Here is a 17,172-nt window from a genome sequence, read left to right on the forward strand (position 1 = left end):
GGCGGGAGGCGGGGAGGCGGGAGGTGCCACCGGGCCGAAGAGCTCCGGGCAGCCTTGAAGGCTATACCCGGGCTATGTGCTCCGTCCAGCGGCCGCCGCGATCCGGCGGTTCCCCCCGCCTCCGCCGTCAGCGGACGCGGACCGAGAGGCAGGTGACGCAGCCCTCGAGCTTCTCGAACTCCGAGACGTCCACGGTGAGGACGCGGTAGCCCAGGCTCCGCAGCAGCTCGGCGCTCCGGGGAGCGGAGGCGGCCATCAGGAGGGTGTCGTCGTCGAGGACGACCACGTGGGCGCCCGGCTCCTCGGGCATCGGCAGGAAGGAGGGGAACAGGCGCGGCTCGTCGACGACCGGCTCCCAGCCGATGACCGTGCCGTCGGGCAGCGCGGTCACGGCGCTCTTGAGGTGCAGCACCTTGGTCAGCGGGACCGCGACGACGTCGTACCCGCGGGGGCGGAGGATCGCGCGCAGCTGGGCTACCCCCGCCGCGTCGGTCCGGCCTCCGCGGCCGACGTAGACCGTCGATCCCACCTTGAGGACGTCGCCGCCGTCGAGCGTGCCCGGCTCCTCGATGCGGTCGACCGTCAGGCCGAGGGCGCGGACGGCCTCCTCGGCGCCCGCCGTCTCTCCGCGGCGGGACTCCGCTCCGGACCGGGCGATCACGGCGTGGTCGCCGAAGACGACGACCGCGTCCTCGAGGAAGACGGAGTCGGCGAGTCCGGGCGCCGGTGCGGCCTCGACCGTCTCCCAGCCGGCCCGCTCGAGCAGGTCGACGTACGCCTCCCACTGCTGCTGGGCGCGCTGCTGGTCGACGGGGACGCGCTCGAGGTGGGTGAGCTCGCCCGCCGAGAGGTCGGCGGCCGGGGCCCGGACGATCGCGATGCGGCGGTCGGTGACGACGGCGGCCGGAGCGCCCGTGGTGCGGAGGCGGTTCCAGAGCGCGCGGCCGACGCTCGCCGCCGAGACGGTGAACGCGAGCAGGAAGACGAGGTTGAGTCCGGCGAAGGTCTGGAAGATGGAGGCCCAGACGGCGCCCGTGACGGCCTCGCCGGTGGCGCTGGCCTGGACGAGCGTGCCGAACACGGCTCCGACCACACCCGCGACGAGTCCCGCGAGCGCGGCGCTCCAGGTGCGTCCGAGCATCCCCGCGACGGCGAGGACGAGGACGACCACGAAGCCGAGCACGCTCGAGAGCAGGAAGTAGGCGTTGACCTGCGGGATGGAGCCGGGCTGCAGCTGGTTGCCGATGAAGAAGGCCAGCAGGTTGGCGAGGTGCGCCACGAGCGCGGTCGCCGCGGCGGCGAGCAGCGCGACGAGGATCCGGCGGCCCGTCCCGGGCGCGCGGTCCCGGTTCGGGGCGGTGGTGGTCGCTGCGGTCGGGGTGTCGGGAGTGGACGCGGGCGTCGAGTCGGAAGGCACCCGGCGACCCTACGCGCCCCCGCCCGCGCCCCGCCTGTCGATCCCCTAGCAGCCCCCTAAGAGCCGCCCACCGCACGGCAGAGCGGTTTCAGCGGGAATCGCGTGCCAAGCGATTCCCGTGACCGGCGACGCCCCCACTCCATGGAAAGCCTCACGTCGTGACGCCGACCACGCCCCGCCGCGCGAGGAGCGGCCGGGAAACCGCCCACCGCAAGGCAGAGCCGACTCAGCGGGAATCGCGTGCCAAGCGATTCACGCGGTCGGCGACGCTACCCGCTCCGCGGAACGCTCCGTGTCGCGAAGCCGACCGCGCCCCGCCGCGCAGGGAGCGGCGGGGAAGACGAGCACCGCAAGGCAGAGCCGGTTCAGCGGGAATCGCGTGCCAAGCGATTCCCGCGACCGGCGACGCACCCCGCTCTACGGAACGCACCACATCGCCGAGCCGACCGCGCCCCGCCGCGCAGGGAGCGGCGGGGAGATCGAACACCACTTCTTCCACCGAGTGACGGGCGCGGAGCGCCCGTCACTCAGTGGAAGAAGTGCCGCTCCCCCGTCGTGTACATCGTGACGCCGGCGCGGGCGGCCGCGTCGATGACCTCGGCGTCGCGGACGGAGCCGCCGGGCTGGACGACGGCCTTCACGCCGGCGGCGAGGAGCACCTCGAGGCCGTCGGCGAAGGGGAAGAACGCGTCGGAGGCGGCGACGGAGCCGGGGGCGCGGTCGCCGGCGCGGGTGACGGCGAGATGGCAGGAGTCGACGCGGTTGACCTGGCCCATGCCGACCCCGACGGAGGCGCCGCCCTTGGCGAGGAGGATCGCGTTCGACTTGACGGCGCGGCAGGCCTTCCACGCGAACTCGAGGTCGAGCATCGTGTCTGCGTCGGCGGGCTCGCCGGCGACGAGCTGCCAGCCGGAGCTGACCTCGCCGGGGCCGCCGATGAAGCGGTCCGGCTCCTGCAGCAGCAGGCCGCCGGAGATCTGCTTGAACTCGCGCTCGACGGGGGCGTAGAAGTCGGGGAGCTGCAGCAGGCGCAGGTTCTTCTTGGTCTTCAGCACCTCGAGCGCCTCGGGCTCGAAGCCGGGGGCGACGAGCACCTCGGTGAAGATCTCCTTCACCGTCTCGGCCATGGCGAGGGTGACGGGCCGGTTCGCGGCGATGACGCCGCCGAAGGCCGACACCGGGTCGCACTCGTGGGCGCGGCGGTGGGCGGAGGCGATGGGGTCGATCGCCTTCGAGCTCGCGATCGCGATGCCGCACGGGTTCGCGTGCTTGATGATCGCGACGGCGGGCAGTACGAAGTCGTACGCCGCGCGGACGGCCGCGTCGGCGTCGACGTAGTTGTTGTAGGACATCTCCTTGCCGTGCAGCTGTGTCGCCTGCGCGATGCCGGTGCCGTCGGGAGAGACGTAGAGGGCCGCCTTCTGGTGCGAGTTCTCGCCGTAGCGGAGGACCTGCTGCAGGGTCCCGCGGATCTCGACCGAGCCCTCAACGCCCTCGGCCGCCTCCTGCCCGGCGAACCAGGCGGCGACGGCGGAGTCGTAGGAGGCGGTGTGCGCGAAGGCGCGGGCCGCCAGGGTGCGGCGCGCGGCGAGCGTCGTGCCGCCGTCGGCGAGGGCGGTCGCGATCCCGGAGTAGTCGGCCGGATCGACGACGATCGCGACGTTCGCGTGGTTCTTCGCGGAGGCGCGGACGAGGGCCGGGCCCCCGATGTCGATGTTCTCGACCACGGTCGCCGCGTCGGCGCCGCCGGCGACGGTCTCGCGGAACGGGTACAGGTTCACCACGACCAGCTCGAACGCGGCGATGTCGAGCTGCTCCAGCTGCTCGCGGTGCGAGGCGAGCCTCAGGTCGGCGAGGATGCCCGCGTGCACGGCCGGGTGCAGCGTCTTCACGCGGCCGTCGAGCGACTCCGGGAACCCGGTGACGGCCGAGACGTCGGTGACCTCGTGGCCGGCGCCGCGGAGGGTCGCTGCGGTCGAGCCGGTGGAGACGAGCTCGACGTCGGCCGCGGCGAGCGCCGCTCCGAGCTCGAGCAGGCCGGTCTTGTCGCTGACCGAGATCAGCGCCCGGCGGACGGGGACCCGGTCGCGGTCGTCGTAGCTGCTGGGGTCGTGGGCGGTGATGCTCATGCGCGGGCGAGCTCCTCGAGGTCGACGGTTCCGTGGGCGATGTCGAGCACCGTCTGCACCAGCAGGCGACGCTCGATGGTCTTGATGCGCTCGTGCAGCGCGTCCTCGCTCTCGCCGGGGAGCACGGCGAGGCTCTCCTGGGCGATGACGGGTCCCGTGTCGACGCCGGTGTCGATCACGTGCACGGAGACGCCGGTCTCGGTCGCGCCGGCGGCGAGGGCGTCGCGGACGGCGTGGGCGCCGGGGAAGAGGGGCAGCAGGGCGGGATGCGTGTTGATCATCCGCGGGCTGAGCGCGTCCACCACCACGGGCGGCAGGATGCGCATGAAGCCCGCGCAGACGACGAGGTCGGGCTCCCACTCCCGGATGCGCCCGAGCAAGGCGGCGCCCCACTCGTCGCGGGAGGAGAAGTCGCGCGGCGCGACCGTGAAGGCGGGGACTCCGCGCTCCTCGGCGTGGCGGAAGCCCTCGGCGTCGGTGTCGCTGCCGACCGCGACGATGCGGGCGGGGAAGCCCTCGTCGCCGGTGGCGTCCAGCAGGGCGCGGAGGTTCGATCCGCCGCCGGAGAGGAGCACGACCAACTTCAGCACTGCGCAAGTCTAGGGGGACGCCTCCGCCGGCGTCAGCCGCGTCGGCTGCGGCCCGCGGCGAGGCCCAGGCCCGCGGCCAGCGCGAGCTCGAGGGCGGCGACCGCCCCGACGACGAGCGGGTCCGGGCCCACCTGGGCGAGCCGCCCGGGCCCGGCGGCGCCCGCCGAGAACCAGGCGAGGAGCCCGAGCAGCAGGCCGCCGACCACGCCGATCCCGCCTGCCGCGGCGGCGCCCCAGCGCAGCAGCGAGCGTCCGTCGAGCGCCTCGATCACGCCGCGCCGCAGCCGCCATCCCGCGGCGAACCCGGCGAGCAGCGGCACGAGCAGTCCGAGGAATCCGAAGGCCGAGTCCCCTGCGGGCAGTGCGGCGAGGACCGGGATCGACGGGATCGGTCCGAGCAGCGTTCCGGCCGCGCTCACGGAGGAGCCGGTGCCGAGGGCGAAGCCCGGGCCGATCAGCCAGCTCGCCGCCCAGATCACCAGGTTCGGGAGGAACGCGAGCTGTCCGAGAGTGAGGGCCAGGCCGCCGAGCGCCTCGGCGCCGAGGCTCTCGTAGAGCGCGACGACCGAGGTGTAGTGCACGACCAGCAGCACGGCGACGAGCACCGCCGCGACTCCGACCACGCCGGCCGCGGCGAGCGCTCCCCCGCGCAGCGACGCGAGGACGAGCCCGGGCCCCGGCGCGGGGACGCGGTCGAGCGCGGAGGCGGCCAGCTCGCCGAGGGGGTCGGCCTCGTCGCTGCGGGCGGAGTGGAGCGCTGCTCCGACGAGCACCCCCAGCGCGAAGACGAGCGGCGGCAGCAGCGTCCCCTGCAGGGGATCGACGGTGGCGGCCGGGTCCGCGGATCCGAGCGAGACCAGGAGCGCGATCGCCAGGTAGGTCGCGATCGCGACGAGGACGCCGATGGCCCGGAACGGCGACTCCTGGGCGCGGCGGCCGGTGCGCGCGCCGAGCAGCACGGTGAGGAGTGCGAACGCCAGCGGAGCGATCGTCACCGGGAAGGCGTCCGCGCCTCCGGGCAGCGCGACGGCGAGGGCTGAGTCGGGGGCCAGCGCCGCCTGCAGGTCGGCCCCGTGGCCGAGCAGCCAGGCGTCGGCGGCGACCCGCCAGAACACGCCGAAGTCGACCGTCGTGTCGTACTGCACGGCCCAGAGGACGGTCAGCGGGACGAGCGGGATCGCGATCCCGATCAGCGCCGACAGCGCGGCGTCGAAGGCGGCGAGGAGGGCGACGGTGATCCGGTTCATGGGCCTGACGAGCCTAGCGGCGGCGCGCTCGGAGGCGGGTCAGGGGCGCGCCGCCCGGCCCTCTAGTGTCGGAGCCATGACGGGGACCTCGGACGCACGGACGGAGCGCGGCCTGGACCGCCTCGTGAACTTCTCCGACGCCGTCGTCGCCATCGCCATCACGTTCCTCGTCCTCCCCCTGGTCGACGTGGTCGAGGAGGGCCGCGCGGCCGATCTCGGGTCCCTCCTCACCGGGCACTACGGCACCCTCTCCGCCTTCTTCATCACGTTCGCCGTGATCGGGCGGCTGTGGGCGGTCCACCACTCCGTCTTCGAGAGCGTGGCCCGGTACTCGCCCGCGCTCGTCGTCGCGAACTTCGTCTGGCTGGCCGCGGTCGTGCTGCTCCCCTTCGCGGCGAACCTGATCTCGAACGTGCTCGACACCGACGGCAGCGTCATCGCGCTCTACATCGGCACGATGATCGCGGCGAGCGCGGCGACCCTCGCGATGCAGCTCATCGTGCGCCGCGATCCGGATCTCCTGGCCCCGGGGGCGGAGCCGCGGCGCTCCCTCTCGAGGTCGCTGATCGTGATCAGCGTCCTCCTCGCGGCCCTCGTGCTCGCCGTCGCGGTGCCGGCCGTCAACATGTTCGCGCTCCTGCTGCTCCTGCTCTCGGGTCCGATCGAGCGCCTGGTGCACCGCGGGCGCCCCGGGGGACGCGCGGCCCACCGCCGGACGGAGCGCGGGCTCGACCGGCTCGTCAACTTCTCGGACGCGACCGCCGCCATCGCCATCACCGTCCTCGTCCTGCCGCTGGTGCAGCTGGCTCCCGGGGTCGCCCGGGAGGGCGGCGGAGTCCCGGCGCTGCTCGCGGAGCACCTGGACTCGGTCCTCGCCTTCGCGCTCTCCTTCGCGGTCATCGCCGTCTTCTGGATCCCCCACCACCGCGTCTTCGAGATCGCCGGGGACTACGACGGCGCCCTGGTGTGGCTGGACCTGCTCTGGCTGGCCGCGCTGGCGTTCTTCCCGTTCTCGACGAGCGCGCTGGCGCTGTTCCCGGACTCCCGGGCGACGATCGGGCTCTACATCGGCACGATGGCCGCGATGAGCGGGGCGCTGGTCCTGATCGAGCTGCGCCTCTCCCGGCACCCGGAGCTCAGGCGGCCCGGCGCAGGGCCCCTGCCGCTCGCGCCCGCCCTGCTGCCCTTCGCGCTGCTCCTCGTCGCACTGGGGCTGGCGCTGCTGATCCCGTCGGTCGGGCTCTGGTGGCTGCTCCTGCTCCTGCTGCAGCGGCCCGTCCGGGCACTGCTCGCGCGGCGCTGATCCTCAGGCGCCGGGCGTCCAGCCCAGCTGCGGGGCGATGCGCTCAGCGACGGCGCGCAGGATGCGCCGGTGCGACTCCACCCCGCCGACCGCCGGGAGCGTCACCGTGAGCGCGTCCGCCTCCGCGAGCGCCGGATCCGCGGCGAGCGACGCGACGATCCGCTCCGGGCTCCCGACGTGGAGGGGGCTGAAGCGCATCGGGGCGGCGATGATCGACCGGTCGGCCGTGCGGGGGCGGCCCTCGTCGTCCATCCGCGCGAGGTAGCCCTCGATGAAGGGGCGGTGCGCCTCCTCGTCGGCGGCGTCGAGCAGCGGCAGCACGATGCGGCCCGCCGTCACCCTCGACGTGCGCCCCGGGTGCGCGGCGGCGAAGGCCTCGCGGTAGGCGCGGATCTGCACCGCCTGCTGCTCGGCGAACGGCAGGCCCGTCTCCTCCGTGTTGAGCGTGGACACCTGCAGGTGCATGCCCTGCTCGCCCGCCCGGACCGCGGAGGACACCGTTCCCGCCCCGTACCAGAGCCGGTCGGCGAGGCCGGGCGCGTGCGGCTGCTGGACGAGCGGAGCGCCGACCGGGACCGACATCAGGGCCGATTCCGCGACACCGAGCACGGCGCCCGAGAGCGCCTCGCGGAGTCGCGCGATGCGCTCCTGCGCCTCCTCGCGGAAGTCGCGCTCGGCCTGCCCGAACACCCCGTCGAAGACGGAGGCGAGATGCGCGAAGCCGCTGCTGACGCCGAGGTCGAGGCGTCCGCCCGAGAGCAGGTCCACGGTCGCGGCATCCTCGGCGAGGCGCACGGGCGACTCGTAGCGGGCGCCGATGACCGCGGTCCCGAGGCGGAGGCGGCGGGTCCGCTGGGAGGCGGCCGCGAAGAAGGTCATCGGAGACGCGAGGTAGCGCTCGAAGTGCCGCACGCGGACCCAGCCGGTGCCGTAGCCGAGCTCCTCGGCGAGCTCGAGCAGGGCCAGCCCGTCCTCGAGGCTCCGCGCGGCGTCGCCGGGCCGCTCGGGGCCCTCCGGGTACGGCACGAAGGTCAGCAGGTCGAGTCCGAGGCGGCGGGTCACGCTGCGACGCTACTCCGGCCGGACCCGCCCCGACGACGGAACGGACGGCGCCGCCCGCCGGAGCAGGGGCACCGTCCGTTCCGACGGTGATGCGGGGAGGACGGGCGCTAGAGCGCCGCGTAGACCTCGCGGAGCAGGGCGGCCGTCTCGGACGGCGTCTTGCCGACCTTCACGCCCGCGGCCTCGAGGGCCTCCTTCTTGGCCTGCGCGGTCCCGGCCGAGCCGGAGACGATGGCGCCGGCGTGGCCCATCGTCTTGCCCTCGGGGGCGGTGAAGCCCGCGACGTAGCCGACGACGGGCTTCGTGACGTTCGCCTTGATGAAGTCCGCGGCGCGCTCCTCGGCGTCGCCGCCGATCTCGCCGATCATCACGATCGCCTTCGTCTCGGGGTCGGCCTCGAACGCGGCGAGCGCGTCGATGTGCGTCGTGCCGATGATCGGGTCGCCGCCGATGCCGATGGCGGTCGAGAAGCCGAGGTCGCGCAGCTCGTACATCATCTGGTAGGTCAGGGTGCCCGACTTCGAGACGAGGCCGATCGGGCCCTTGCCGGTGATCGTCGCGGGGGTGATGCCCACGAGCGACTCGCCCGGCGTGATGATGCCGGGGCAGTTCGGGCCGATGATCCGGGTCTTGTTCCCCTTCTCCTGCGCGTACGCCCAGAACTCCGCGGAGTCCTGCACCGGGATGCCCTCGGTGATGACGACGAGGAGGCCGATCTCGGCGTCGATCGCCTCGATGACGGCGTCCTTCGAGAAGGCGGGCGGCACGAACGCGATGGAGACGTCGGCGCCGGTGGCCTCCATCGCCTCCTTCACGGTGCCGAAGACGGGGAGCTCGACGTCGCCGTGGGTGACGGTCGTGCCGGCCTTGCGGGCGTTGACGCCGCCGACCACGTTCGTGCCGGCCTTGAGCATCAGCGCGGTGTGCTTGGTGCCCTCGCCGCCGGTGATGCCCTGGACGATGACCTTGGAGTCCTTGGTGAGGAAGATCGACATGCTTGTTCTCTGATTCCTTGAGTCGTCGGGTCCGTTACGCGGCGGCGAGTTCGGCGGCCTTGTCGGCGCCCTCGTCCATGGTCGCGGCGAGCGTGATGAGCGGGTTGGCGGCGGCCTGGAGGATCGCGCGGCCCTCCTCGACCTTGTTGCCGTCGAGGCGGACGACGAGCGGCTTCGTGGCCGAGTCGCCGAGGATCTCGAGCGCCTGGAGGATGCCGTAGGCGACCGCGTCGCACGCGGTGATACCGCCGAAGACGTTGACGAAGACGCTCTTGACCTGCTCGTCGCCGAGGATCACGTCGAGGCCGTTCGCCATCACCTGGGCGGAGGCTCCGCCGCCGATGTCGAGGAAGTTGGCCGGCTTCACGCCGTTGTGCCTCTCTCCGGCGTAGGCGACGACGTCGAGGGTCGACATGACCAGGCCGGCGCCGTTGCCGATGATGCCGACCTCGCCGTCGAGCTTCACGTAGTTGAGGTCGTTCTCCTTGGCCTTCGCCTCGAGCGGGTCGGCGGCGTCCTTGTCCTCGAGCGCGGCGTGGTCCGCGTGGCGGAAGCCGGCGTTCTCGTCGAGCGAGACCTTGCCGTCGAGCGCGACGATGTCGCCCTCCTCGGTGAGCACGAGCGGGTTCACCTCGACGAGCGTGGCGTCCTCGCCGGTGTAGACGTCGTACAGCTTCACCAGGACGGGCGCGACCTTGGCGATCAGCTCCTCCGGGAACTTCGCCGCGCGGGCGATCTCCTCGGCCTTGGCCTGGTCGATGCCCCGGCCGGGGACGACCTCGACGCGCGCGAGGGCGTCGGGGCGCTCGACGGCGAGCTGCTCGATCTCCATGCCGCCCTCGTAGGAGGTGAGCGAGAGGTAGGAGCGGTTGGCCCGGTCCAGCAGCACCGAGAAGTAGAACTCGCGGTCGATGCGCGCACCGCCGGCGACCATGACGCGCTTGACGACGTGGCCCTTGATGTCGAGGCCGAGGATCGACTGCGCCGCGGCGAACGCGTCCTCGGGGGTCTTCGCGACCTTCACGCCGCCCGCCTTGCCGCGGCCGCCGATCTTGACCTGCGCCTTGACGACGGTGACGCCGCCCAGCTTCTCCGCCGCGGCGCGCACCTCCTCCGGCGTGTCGGCGACGATGCCCGGGAGCACGGGGACGCCGTACTTCTCGAACAGATCACGGGCCTGGTATTCGAAGAGATCCACGCTGCATTCCCATTCCGCGCCGAGCGCGCTTGCGTTTCGAGTTCGAGGTGGCCCGGACGACGCCGGAGTCTCGGCACTGTCCCTGGGCCGCGCCGAGTCTACTCCGCACCCGCCGCGGGCTTCCCGTGCGGTCGCTCCGCGCCCGCCGGACGCCCGCCGGGGGCACCGGCCCGTCCTCCGCCCGCCGCTCCCGCGTAGCGTGGAGCCATGTCGTCGGCCTCCCGCACCCCGGACGTCTTCCGCGAGGGCGTGTTCCTGCTGGCGGGCGCGCGCGCGATCCTCCTCCAGATCGCGCACCCGGCGGTCGGGCAGGGCGTCGCCGACCACTCCGACTTCGTGCACCGGGCCGTGAACCGCCTGCACGGGACGCTCTCCTACCTCTACGTCCTGCACTACGGCACTCCCGAGGACGTGCGCGCCGTCCGCCGCCGCGTGAACAGGGCGCACGTGCCCGTGCGCGGCCCCGGCTACACGGCCTTCGACCCGGACCTGCAGCGCTGGGTCGCGGCGACGCTCACCCAGTCGATGCTGCAGCTCTACGAGGGCGCCTTCGGTGCGCTGAGCGAGGAGGAGGCGGACGACATCGTGCGCCGCTCCGTCGTCGTCGGCGCGGCCCTGCAGATGCCCGCGGACCTCTGGCCCGACTCCCGCATCGCGTTCGACGCCTACTGGGAGCGGGAGCTGGAGCGCCTCGAGGTCACGCCCGCGGCCCGCCGGGTCGCCCACGACCTGCTGGGCCCGAGCATCGCCGCCTGGTACCTGCGCCCGCTCGGCCCCTACCTCCGCCTGATCACCGCCGGTCTGCTCCCGGCGGCGCTCCGCGAGCCCTTCGGCTTCCACTGGACCGCACGGCAGGAGGCGCGGTTCGAGCGGGCGCTCTCGCGCACCTTCGCCGTCTACCGCCTGCTTCCCGCGATCGTGAGGACGGCGCCCAGCCGCTACTACCTCGCCCGGGTCCGACGCGACGCTCAGAAGCCGGCCACCACCTCCCAGCCCGCGTAGGCGGCGAGCTCCAGCCCGAGCGCCTGCGCGGCCGCACGCGCCTCGTCGATCCCGCGCTCGTCGCGCACGTCGACGGTGACCGGCACGCTGTCGCCGAACCCCGCGATCTCGACCCGCGCGCTCGTCGGACCGCTGTAGAGCGGGACGTGCGCGTCCGCGGTCCGCGCGCCGACCACTCGCGAGCCGGTCGCCTCTGCGATCACCGCGAGGGCGAACGGAGCCGTCACCACCGCATCCGTGTAGAGCGTCGCCTCGCCGCGCATCGCGCCTCCCGTCGTCCGACCCGTGGAACCGGGCCGCAGCAGTCCGACTGTAGGCAGCCGCCCGCGCCTCCCGCACCCCCTTCCGCTCGGCGCCGGGATGCGCACTCCCCGCCCGTCCGTGCTGAACATCCGGTGCGGATCGCTCGACGCGGCCGCCCGGCGGATCTACGGTGAAGCACCCGGCATCCGCCGCGGCGGTCAACGACGACTGGAGCCTTGATGAGCATCACCGAACCCCGCACGGCCGAGGCCCCCGCCGCTCCCCCGCCCGCCGCCGGCTTCGGCACCCTCTCCGTCGCGGCCATCCTGGCGGAGGCGGCGCGGCGCACCCCTGACACGATCGCCATCCGCGTCGGCGAGCAGGCCGTCGACTACGCGACCCTCTGGCGGCAGACCCGTGCCTACGCCGGAGCCCTGCGCGCCCAGGGGATCGGACCGGGCGACCGCGTGGCCCTGCTCGTCCCGAACGTCCCCGACTTCCCCCGCGGCTACTTCGCCGTCCTCGCGCTCGGCGCCGTGGTGGTCCCCGTGCACGCCCTGCTCAAGCACGACGAGATCGCCTACGTCCTGCGCGACTCCGGAGCCGTCGCGCTCGTGTGCGCCGCTCCGCTGCTCGCCGAGGGGGCCGCCGGAGCGGACCTCGCCGACGTTCCCGTGCTGAGCGTGATGGTGCCCGACGGCACCGCCTCGCCCCTCCCGCGCCTGGAGGACCTCGCCGCGGAGGCGACCCCGATCGACGGCTACGTGCCCCGCTCCCCCTCCGACACGGCGACGATCCTCTACACCAGCGGCACCACCGGCCGCCCGAAGGGGGCGGAGGGGACGCACTTCGCGATCGTCTCGCAGTCGGACGTGCTGCTGATGAACACGTTCGACCTGCACCGCGGCGACGTGGTGCTCGGGGCGCTGCCGCTCTTCCACACCTTCGGGCAGGTCTGCGCGATGAACACGGCCTTCCGCACCGCCGCGACGGTCGTCCTGGTGCCGAAGTTCGACGGCGACGCCGCGCTCGAGGCGATGATCGCCCACGGCTGCACGGTCTTCGAGGGCGTGCCCACGATGTACGTCGCCCTGCTCGACGCCGCGACCCGGCGCGAGGACCGGCCGCCGCTGCGCTACGCGGTCTCGGGAGGCGCTGCCCTGCCCGTCGCCGTGATCGAGCGCTTCCGCGAGGTGTTCGGCGTCGAGATCTACGAGGGCTACGGGCTCACCGAGACCTCCCCGGTCGCCACCTTCAACCACGTCGGAGTCCCGCCGCGGCCGGGCACGGTCGGCACGCCGATCTGGGGCGTCGAGGTCGAGGTCGCCCGCCCCGACGTGACCGACCGAGTCGAGCTGCTCCCCCGGGGCGAGCTCGGCGAGATCGTGGTGCGCGGGCACAACCTGATGAAGGGGTACCTCGGCAACCCGGCGGCGACCGCGGAGGCGGTGATCGACGGCTGGTTCCGCACCGGCGACCTGGGCACGAAGGACGAGGAGGACTACATCCGCATCCTCGACCGCACGAAGGACATGATCATCCGCAACGGCTACAACGTGTACCCGCGCGAGGTCGAGGAGGTGCTGATCGGGCACCCGGCCGTGCAGAACGCGGCGGTCTTCGGGATCCCGGACGAGCGCCACGGCCAGGAGGTGATGGCCGCGGTGATCCTCGCCCCGTCGGCGACCGCCACCGCGGAGGAGCTGATCGCCTACGCGAACGAGCATCTCGCCGCCTTCAAGTTCCCCCGCCGCGTCGAGTTCGTCGACGCCCTCCCGCTCGGGCCCAGCGGCAAGATCCTCAAGCGGGAGCTCGTCGCGCGCTACGCCGGCTGACCCCTTCCGCGAGATGCCACTCGGGTGAGCCCGCCACGGCGTGCCTCCCACTCGAGTGGAATCTCGCGGAAGGCGACCAGAGGGCACACGGGAAGGGACGGACGTCAGCCGAGCAGGGACCAGACGGTCCCGGCGAGGACGGTGCCGACGGCGGCGCCCGCGAGGACCTGGGCGGGGGTGTGCGCGCCGAGGCGCACCCGCGACCAGAGCACCCAGAGGACGATGGGCACGCTGATCAGCAGGGAGAGCGGTCCGTAGGCGATCAGCACGACGACAGCGCAGGTGGCGACCACCGCCGCGTGCCCGGACAGCTTCCAGACCAGGTTGACCACGCCGACGGCGAGCACCACGGCCACCGTCACCACGCCGAACGTGGTCACCGCGGCAGGAGCGCCGAGCACGGCGAGCAGTACCAGGCCGGCCGCTATCGACACCAGCGCCAGCGCGATCGGCAGCGCCCGCTCGCGCCGGTCGGGCACGTGATGGTCGCCGTGGATCCGGCCGGTGCGCATCAGCAGACGGATGACGAGGTAGGGCACCACGCCGACGAAAAGCGCCGCGAGCGCTCCCCAGGCGACACCGAGCAGGGGCGGATCCGCGACGCGCGCGCCGACCACGACCGGCACGAGCACCGCGAGGACCGCCGGGGAGAACACCTCCGTCGCGAGCCGCGCGGCCGCCGATCCGGCCGCCACCGGACTAGATCTTCTCGATCGGCGCGACCTTGATCAGCAGCTTCTTCGCGCCCACCTGGTCGAAGAGCACGTGCGCGACGCGCTTCGAGCCCTCGCCCGTCACCGCGTTCACGCGCCCCTCACCGAAGTCGGTGTGCCGGATCCGGTCGCCCGCGATCAGCTCGAGGTCGCCGTTGTCGCGAACCATGCCGGTGATCCGGTTCGGGAACTCGCCCTTGGCCTTCGGCGCCGCGGCGAGCGCCTCCCGGAACTCGGTGTTCGATCGCGACTTGCCGAAGCCGGGCCGCTGAGCGTTCAGGGCCCGGGGCTGCGTGCCGCCGCGCGAGGTCGCCGCGCCGGGCGACTGGCGCCACTGGATCAGCTCTCCGGGGATCTCCTGCAGGAACCGGCTCGGCATCGCGACCGACGTCTCGCCGTACTGCGCGCGGGTCATCGCGAGCGAGAGGTAGAGGCGCTTGCGGGCCCGGGTGATCCCCACGTAGAACAGCCGCCGCTCCTCGGCCGGGCCGCCGGGCTCGTTCGCCGAGATGCGGTGCGGGAGCAGGTCCTCCTCGATGCCGGTGAGGAACACGGCGTCGTACTCGAGGCCCTTCGCCGTGTGCAGCGTCATCAGCGAGACGGTGCCGGAGTCGTCGTCGAGGTCGTCGGCCGCGGCGACCAGCGAGACCTCGGTGAGGAAGTCCACGAGCCCGCCGTCCGGGTTGTTGCGCGCGAACTCCTTGGTGACGGCGATGAGCTCGTCGACGTTCTCGGCGCGGGCCTCGTCCTGCGGGTCGCGGCTGGCGCGGAGCATGTCGAGGTAGCCGCTGCGGGTGAGGAGCGCCGTCAGCACCTCGTGCACCTTCGCCTCGCCGCCCTCCCGTGCGGGGTCGAGCATCAGCGCGCACTCGTCGAGGAGGGTTGCGAGGTCGACGATCGCCTTCGTCACCTTCGGGCCCATCCCGAGCGAGCCGGCGTTGCGCATCGCCTCCCGCAGGGTCACCGCGTTGGTGTCGGCGAACGACTGCAGCTGCGCCTCCGTCGCGGGGCCGATGCCCCGCTTCGGAGTGTTCATGATGCGCCGCAGCGCCAGCACGTCGGCCGGATTCGCCACCGTGATCAGGTACGCCAGTGCGTCCTTGATCTCGGCGCGCTCGTAGAACTTCGTGCCGCCCAGGATCCGGTAGGGCAGCGCGGAGCGGATGAAGATCTCCTCCAGCGCGCGGGTCTGCGCGTTGGTGCGGTAGAAGACCGCGATCTCGTCGTAGCCCGTGCCCGCCGCGTGCAGGCGGGCGATCTCGTCGACCACGAACTGCGCCTCGTCGTGACCCGAGTACCCGGTGTAGCCGACGATCTTCTCCCCGTCGCCGCTGGAGGACCAGAGGTTCTTCGCGCGACGGTCGAAGTTGTTCGAGATGACGGCGTTGGCCGCCGAGAGGATGTTCTGCGTCGAGCGGTAGTTCTGCTCGAGCAGGATCACGCGGCAGCCCGGGAAGTCGCGCTCGAACTCGACGATGTTGCGGATGTCGGCGCCGCGGAACGCGTAGATGGACTGGTCCGAGTCGCCGACGACGGTGAGCGAGGCCCCCGGGATGGAGCCGTCGGCCGTGACCGGTCCGCGGTAGGGGCGGTCGAACTGCGCCGCGGCCATCGTCGCCGGCGGCACGGGCCGGGTCAGCTCGTGGATCAGCGAGTACTGGGCGTGGTTCGTGTCCTGGTACTCGTCGACCAGCACGTGGCGGAAGCGCCGCTGGTACTTCGCGGCGACGTGCGGGAAGGCGCGGAAGAGGTAGACGGTCTGCGCGATCAGGTCGTCGAAGTCGAACGCGTTCGCCCCCTCGAGCGCCCGCGAGTAGGCCCGGAAGACCTGGAGGAACATCTCCTCGTTCGGGTCGCTGAGGTTCGCGGTGCGGGCGTAGGAGTCGACGTCGGCGAGCTCGTTCTTGAGCTTGGAGATCTTCGCGGAGGCGCTCGCGACGGTGATCCCGAGCGAGTCGGCCTCGAGGTCCTTCACGATGCGCTTGAGCAGGGCGCGCTGATCGCCCGAGTCGTAGATCGTGAACGACTTGGTCATGCCGAAGTTCTCGGCCTCGCGGCGCAGGATCCGCACGCACGCGGAGTGGAAGGTCGAGATCCACATCCCCTCGGCGCTCTGCCCCACCAGCTTCTCGACGCGCTCGCGCATCTCGGCCGCGGCCTTGTTGGTGAACGTGATCGCGAGGATCTGGCTCGGCCAGGCCTCGCCGTTGCCCAGGAGGCTCGCGATGCGCCGGGTGAGGACGCTGGTCTTGCCCGAGCCCGCACCCGCGACGATGAGCAGCGCGTCTCCGCGGTACTCGACCGCCTCGCGCTGCTCGGGGTTCAGCCCCGCGACGAGCTGCTCGTGCGCCGGGTCGGTGCGGGGCGCGTCCCCGGCGCCGCCGGGGGGACCGACGATGACCGGGGTGGCGCGGGAGTCGCTCGGATCGAAGAGGAAGCTCATGTCCCTCCGAGTGTAGATCGCCCCTCCGACACCGGGAGCGGTCAGGCGGTCCGCTGACGCGGCGCGGGAGACGTGAGCGCCCCGCCGACGTCCAGTCCGCGCCACGCGAGGGAGAAGCCGAGCACGGCGAGCGCCGACGTCGACACCGCCAGGAGCTGCAGGAGCGCGAAGGCGGTGAGGTCCTTCGTGTCGTCGGGGTAGTACTGGATGCCCTGGACGGCGAGCGCCGCGAGCAGCACCACCACGATCACCGAGCACACCAGGAGCAGCCGGTTCACCCCGCGCCGCGCGGGCCTCTTCGGCGCTCGGCCCACCTGGGCCCTGGTGGTCAGCCACGCGCAGGCGGCGGAGGCCGAGGCGAGCGCGACGAGGTCGGCCCCGAGGACGTCGCTCGCCCGGTGCCAGGAGGCGGCCATCGTCAGGTTGCCGACCAGCACCACGACCGCGCCGCCCAGCGCGAGCACGACGGTCCGCGCGCGCCCGGGGACGACCATCGCCAGGGCGAAGACCACCGAGACGGCCGCCGCGGTGTGCCCGCTCGGGAAGCTGCCGCCGGTGTACCAGGAGTCGGTGTCGACCAGCTCGGGCCGCTCGAGGACCACGTTCTTGAGCAGCTGGGTGAGCCCGGCCGTGACGACGATCGAGCCGACGGAGGCGACGGCCAGCGCCGGGCGCCTCCGGATCAGTGCGATCGCCGCGACGAGCAGGGCGCCGACGACCATGGAGAGCGGGGTGACGTCCGCGAGCGCCCCCGCGGCGGCGCCGGTGGCGCGGCCGAAGACGAGGTCGGCGCCCCGGAGCCCCGAGTTCTCGACGCCCTGGCCCTGAGGGGTGAGCACGGCGAGCCAGTACACGACGGCGACGCCGATCACGGCGAGGACGGCGGTGGTGATCCAGCGGCGGGTGATGCGCTCTCGGGTGGACACGGGGCCTCCTCTCGAGGGTCGGGCGGGCGGTGGTGAGCCGATGATGCCAGCGCAGCCTCCGCGTCCGCT

General features: G+C 73.0%; 14 protein-coding genes. 3 read left to right on the plus strand and 11 right to left on the minus strand.

The genetic code is table 11. The annotated features are described in order from the left end of the window. Positions 1-127: 127 nt before the first annotated feature. From ddaH to C5D36_RS13290, 4 genes are all read right to left on the minus strand, one after another. Positions 128-1,417 carry a dimethylargininase gene (ddaH, locus tag C5D36_RS17285; RefSeq protein WP_104258244.1) on the minus strand — a complete coding sequence of 430 codons (1,290 nt, stop codon included), beginning with the start codon at positions 1,415-1,417 and terminating at the stop codon, positions 128-130. Positions 1,418-1,944: 527 nt separating this feature from the next. Further along, positions 1,945-3,546 (minus strand): bifunctional phosphoribosylaminoimidazolecarboxamide formyltransferase/IMP cyclohydrolase, encoded by a 1,602-nt coding sequence (gene purH, locus C5D36_RS13280; RefSeq protein ID WP_104296031.1) that lies wholly within the window; start codon positions 3,544-3,546, stop codon positions 1,945-1,947. Beyond that, positions 3,543-4,136, minus strand: coding sequence for a phosphoribosylglycinamide formyltransferase (gene purN / locus C5D36_RS13285; protein WP_104296032.1), 594 nt, complete (start codon positions 4,134-4,136; stop codon positions 3,543-3,545). The genes purH and purN overlap by 4 nt, the downstream gene beginning before the upstream one ends. Before the next feature lie 32 nt (positions 4,137-4,168). Then, on the minus strand, positions 4,169-5,383 hold the full coding sequence (locus C5D36_RS13290; RefSeq protein WP_104227293.1) for a DUF6350 family protein: 1,215 nt from the start codon (positions 5,381-5,383) through the stop codon (positions 4,169-4,171). A gap of 76 nt (positions 5,384-5,459) precedes the next feature. On the opposite strand from C5D36_RS13290, the gene C5D36_RS13295 reads away from it, so the two are divergent. After that, positions 5,460-6,686: a TMEM175 family protein gene (locus C5D36_RS13295; RefSeq protein ID WP_181072900.1), complete on the plus strand. Its 1,227-nt coding sequence runs from the start codon at positions 5,460-5,462 to the stop codon at positions 6,684-6,686. Between the two features lie 3 nt (positions 6,687-6,689). Here C5D36_RS13295 and C5D36_RS13300 read toward each other — a convergent pair whose 3' ends face one another. From C5D36_RS13300 to sucC, 3 genes are all read right to left on the minus strand, one after another. Next, positions 6,690-7,748 (minus strand): LLM class flavin-dependent oxidoreductase, encoded by a 1,059-nt coding sequence (locus C5D36_RS13300; protein ID WP_104267783.1) that lies wholly within the window; start codon positions 7,746-7,748, stop codon positions 6,690-6,692. A 107-nt stretch (positions 7,749-7,855) separates the two neighbouring features. Then, a complete protein-coding gene (sucD, locus tag C5D36_RS13305) occupies positions 7,856-8,743 on the minus strand; it encodes a succinate--CoA ligase subunit alpha (RefSeq protein WP_104224929.1) in 888 nt (295 codons plus the stop codon). Between the two features lie 34 nt (positions 8,744-8,777). Beyond that, positions 8,778-9,941: an ADP-forming succinate--CoA ligase subunit beta gene (gene sucC / locus C5D36_RS13310; protein WP_104296034.1), complete on the minus strand. Its 1,164-nt coding sequence runs from the start codon at positions 9,939-9,941 to the stop codon at positions 8,778-8,780. Between the two features lie 207 nt (positions 9,942-10,148). Here sucC and C5D36_RS13315 point away from each other — a divergent pair, with 207 nt between their 5' ends. After that, positions 10,149-10,943, plus strand: a complete 795-nt coding sequence (locus tag C5D36_RS13315; RefSeq protein WP_104296035.1) for an oxygenase MpaB family protein — start codon at positions 10,149-10,151, stop codon at positions 10,941-10,943. Here the strand turns inward: C5D36_RS13315 and C5D36_RS13320 are convergent. Beyond that, positions 10,910-11,206 (minus strand): hypothetical protein, encoded by a 297-nt coding sequence (locus C5D36_RS13320; protein WP_104224926.1) that lies wholly within the window; start codon positions 11,204-11,206, stop codon positions 10,910-10,912. The two genes, C5D36_RS13315 and C5D36_RS13320, sit on opposite strands and share 34 nt — an antisense overlap. A 219-nt stretch (positions 11,207-11,425) precedes the next feature. Here C5D36_RS13320 and C5D36_RS13325 point away from each other — a divergent pair, with 219 nt between their 5' ends. Continuing rightward, complete coding sequence (locus tag C5D36_RS13325) at positions 11,426-13,021, plus strand: long-chain fatty acid--CoA ligase (RefSeq protein WP_104234174.1); 1,596 nt, start codon at positions 11,426-11,428, stop codon at positions 13,019-13,021. 104 nt (positions 13,022-13,125) lie between these two features. On the opposite strand, the gene C5D36_RS13330 is transcribed toward C5D36_RS13325, so the two are convergent. The 3 genes from C5D36_RS13330 to C5D36_RS13340 are packed head-to-tail and all read right to left on the minus strand — an operon-like array spanning position 13,126 to position 17,103. Next, positions 13,126-13,716: a phosphatase PAP2 family protein gene (locus C5D36_RS13330; protein WP_104227299.1), complete on the minus strand. Its 591-nt coding sequence runs from the start codon at positions 13,714-13,716 to the stop codon at positions 13,126-13,128. Positions 13,717-13,720: 4 nt separating this feature from the next. After that, the gene (locus C5D36_RS13335) at positions 13,721-16,177 is read right to left on the minus strand and encodes an ATP-dependent helicase (RefSeq protein WP_104296036.1); all 2,457 of its coding nucleotides are present in this window, start codon (positions 16,175-16,177) and stop codon (positions 13,721-13,723) included. A gap of 41 nt (positions 16,178-16,218) precedes the next feature. Beyond that, positions 16,219-17,103 carry a phosphatase PAP2 family protein gene (locus tag C5D36_RS13340; protein ID WP_104224743.1) on the minus strand — a complete coding sequence of 295 codons (885 nt, stop codon included), beginning with the start codon at positions 17,101-17,103 and terminating at the stop codon, positions 16,219-16,221. Positions 17,104-17,172: the final 69 nt, after the last annotated feature.

Origin of the sequence: Rathayibacter sp. AY1C6, from assembly GCF_002931535.1 — a bacterium.
GTDB lineage: Bacteria > Actinomycetota > Actinomycetes > Actinomycetales > Microbacteriaceae > Rathayibacter.

Coding starts and splice junctions, on each gene's coding strand:
- purH (WP_104296031.1), bottom strand. CDS start 3,546: ATGAGCATCACCGCCCACGACCCCAGCAGCTACGACGACCGCGACCGG.
- C5D36_RS13320 (WP_104224926.1), bottom strand. CDS start 11,206: ATGCGCGGCGAGGCGACGCTCTACACGGATGCGGTGGTGACGGCTCCG.
- C5D36_RS13295 (WP_181072900.1), top strand. CDS start 5,460: ATGACGGGGACCTCGGACGCACGGACGGAGCGCGGCCTGGACCGCCTC.
- C5D36_RS13315 (WP_104296035.1), top strand. CDS start 10,149: ATGTCGTCGGCCTCCCGCACCCCGGACGTCTTCCGCGAGGGCGTGTTC.
- C5D36_RS13325 (WP_104234174.1), top strand. CDS start 11,426: ATGAGCATCACCGAACCCCGCACGGCCGAGGCCCCCGCCGCTCCCCCG.
- C5D36_RS13335 (WP_104296036.1), bottom strand. CDS start 16,177: ATGAGCTTCCTCTTCGATCCGAGCGACTCCCGCGCCACCCCGGTCATC.
- sucD (WP_104224929.1), bottom strand. CDS start 8,743: ATGTCGATCTTCCTCACCAAGGACTCCAAGGTCATCGTCCAGGGCATC.
- C5D36_RS13290 (WP_104227293.1), bottom strand. CDS start 5,383: ATGAACCGGATCACCGTCGCCCTCCTCGCCGCCTTCGACGCCGCGCTG.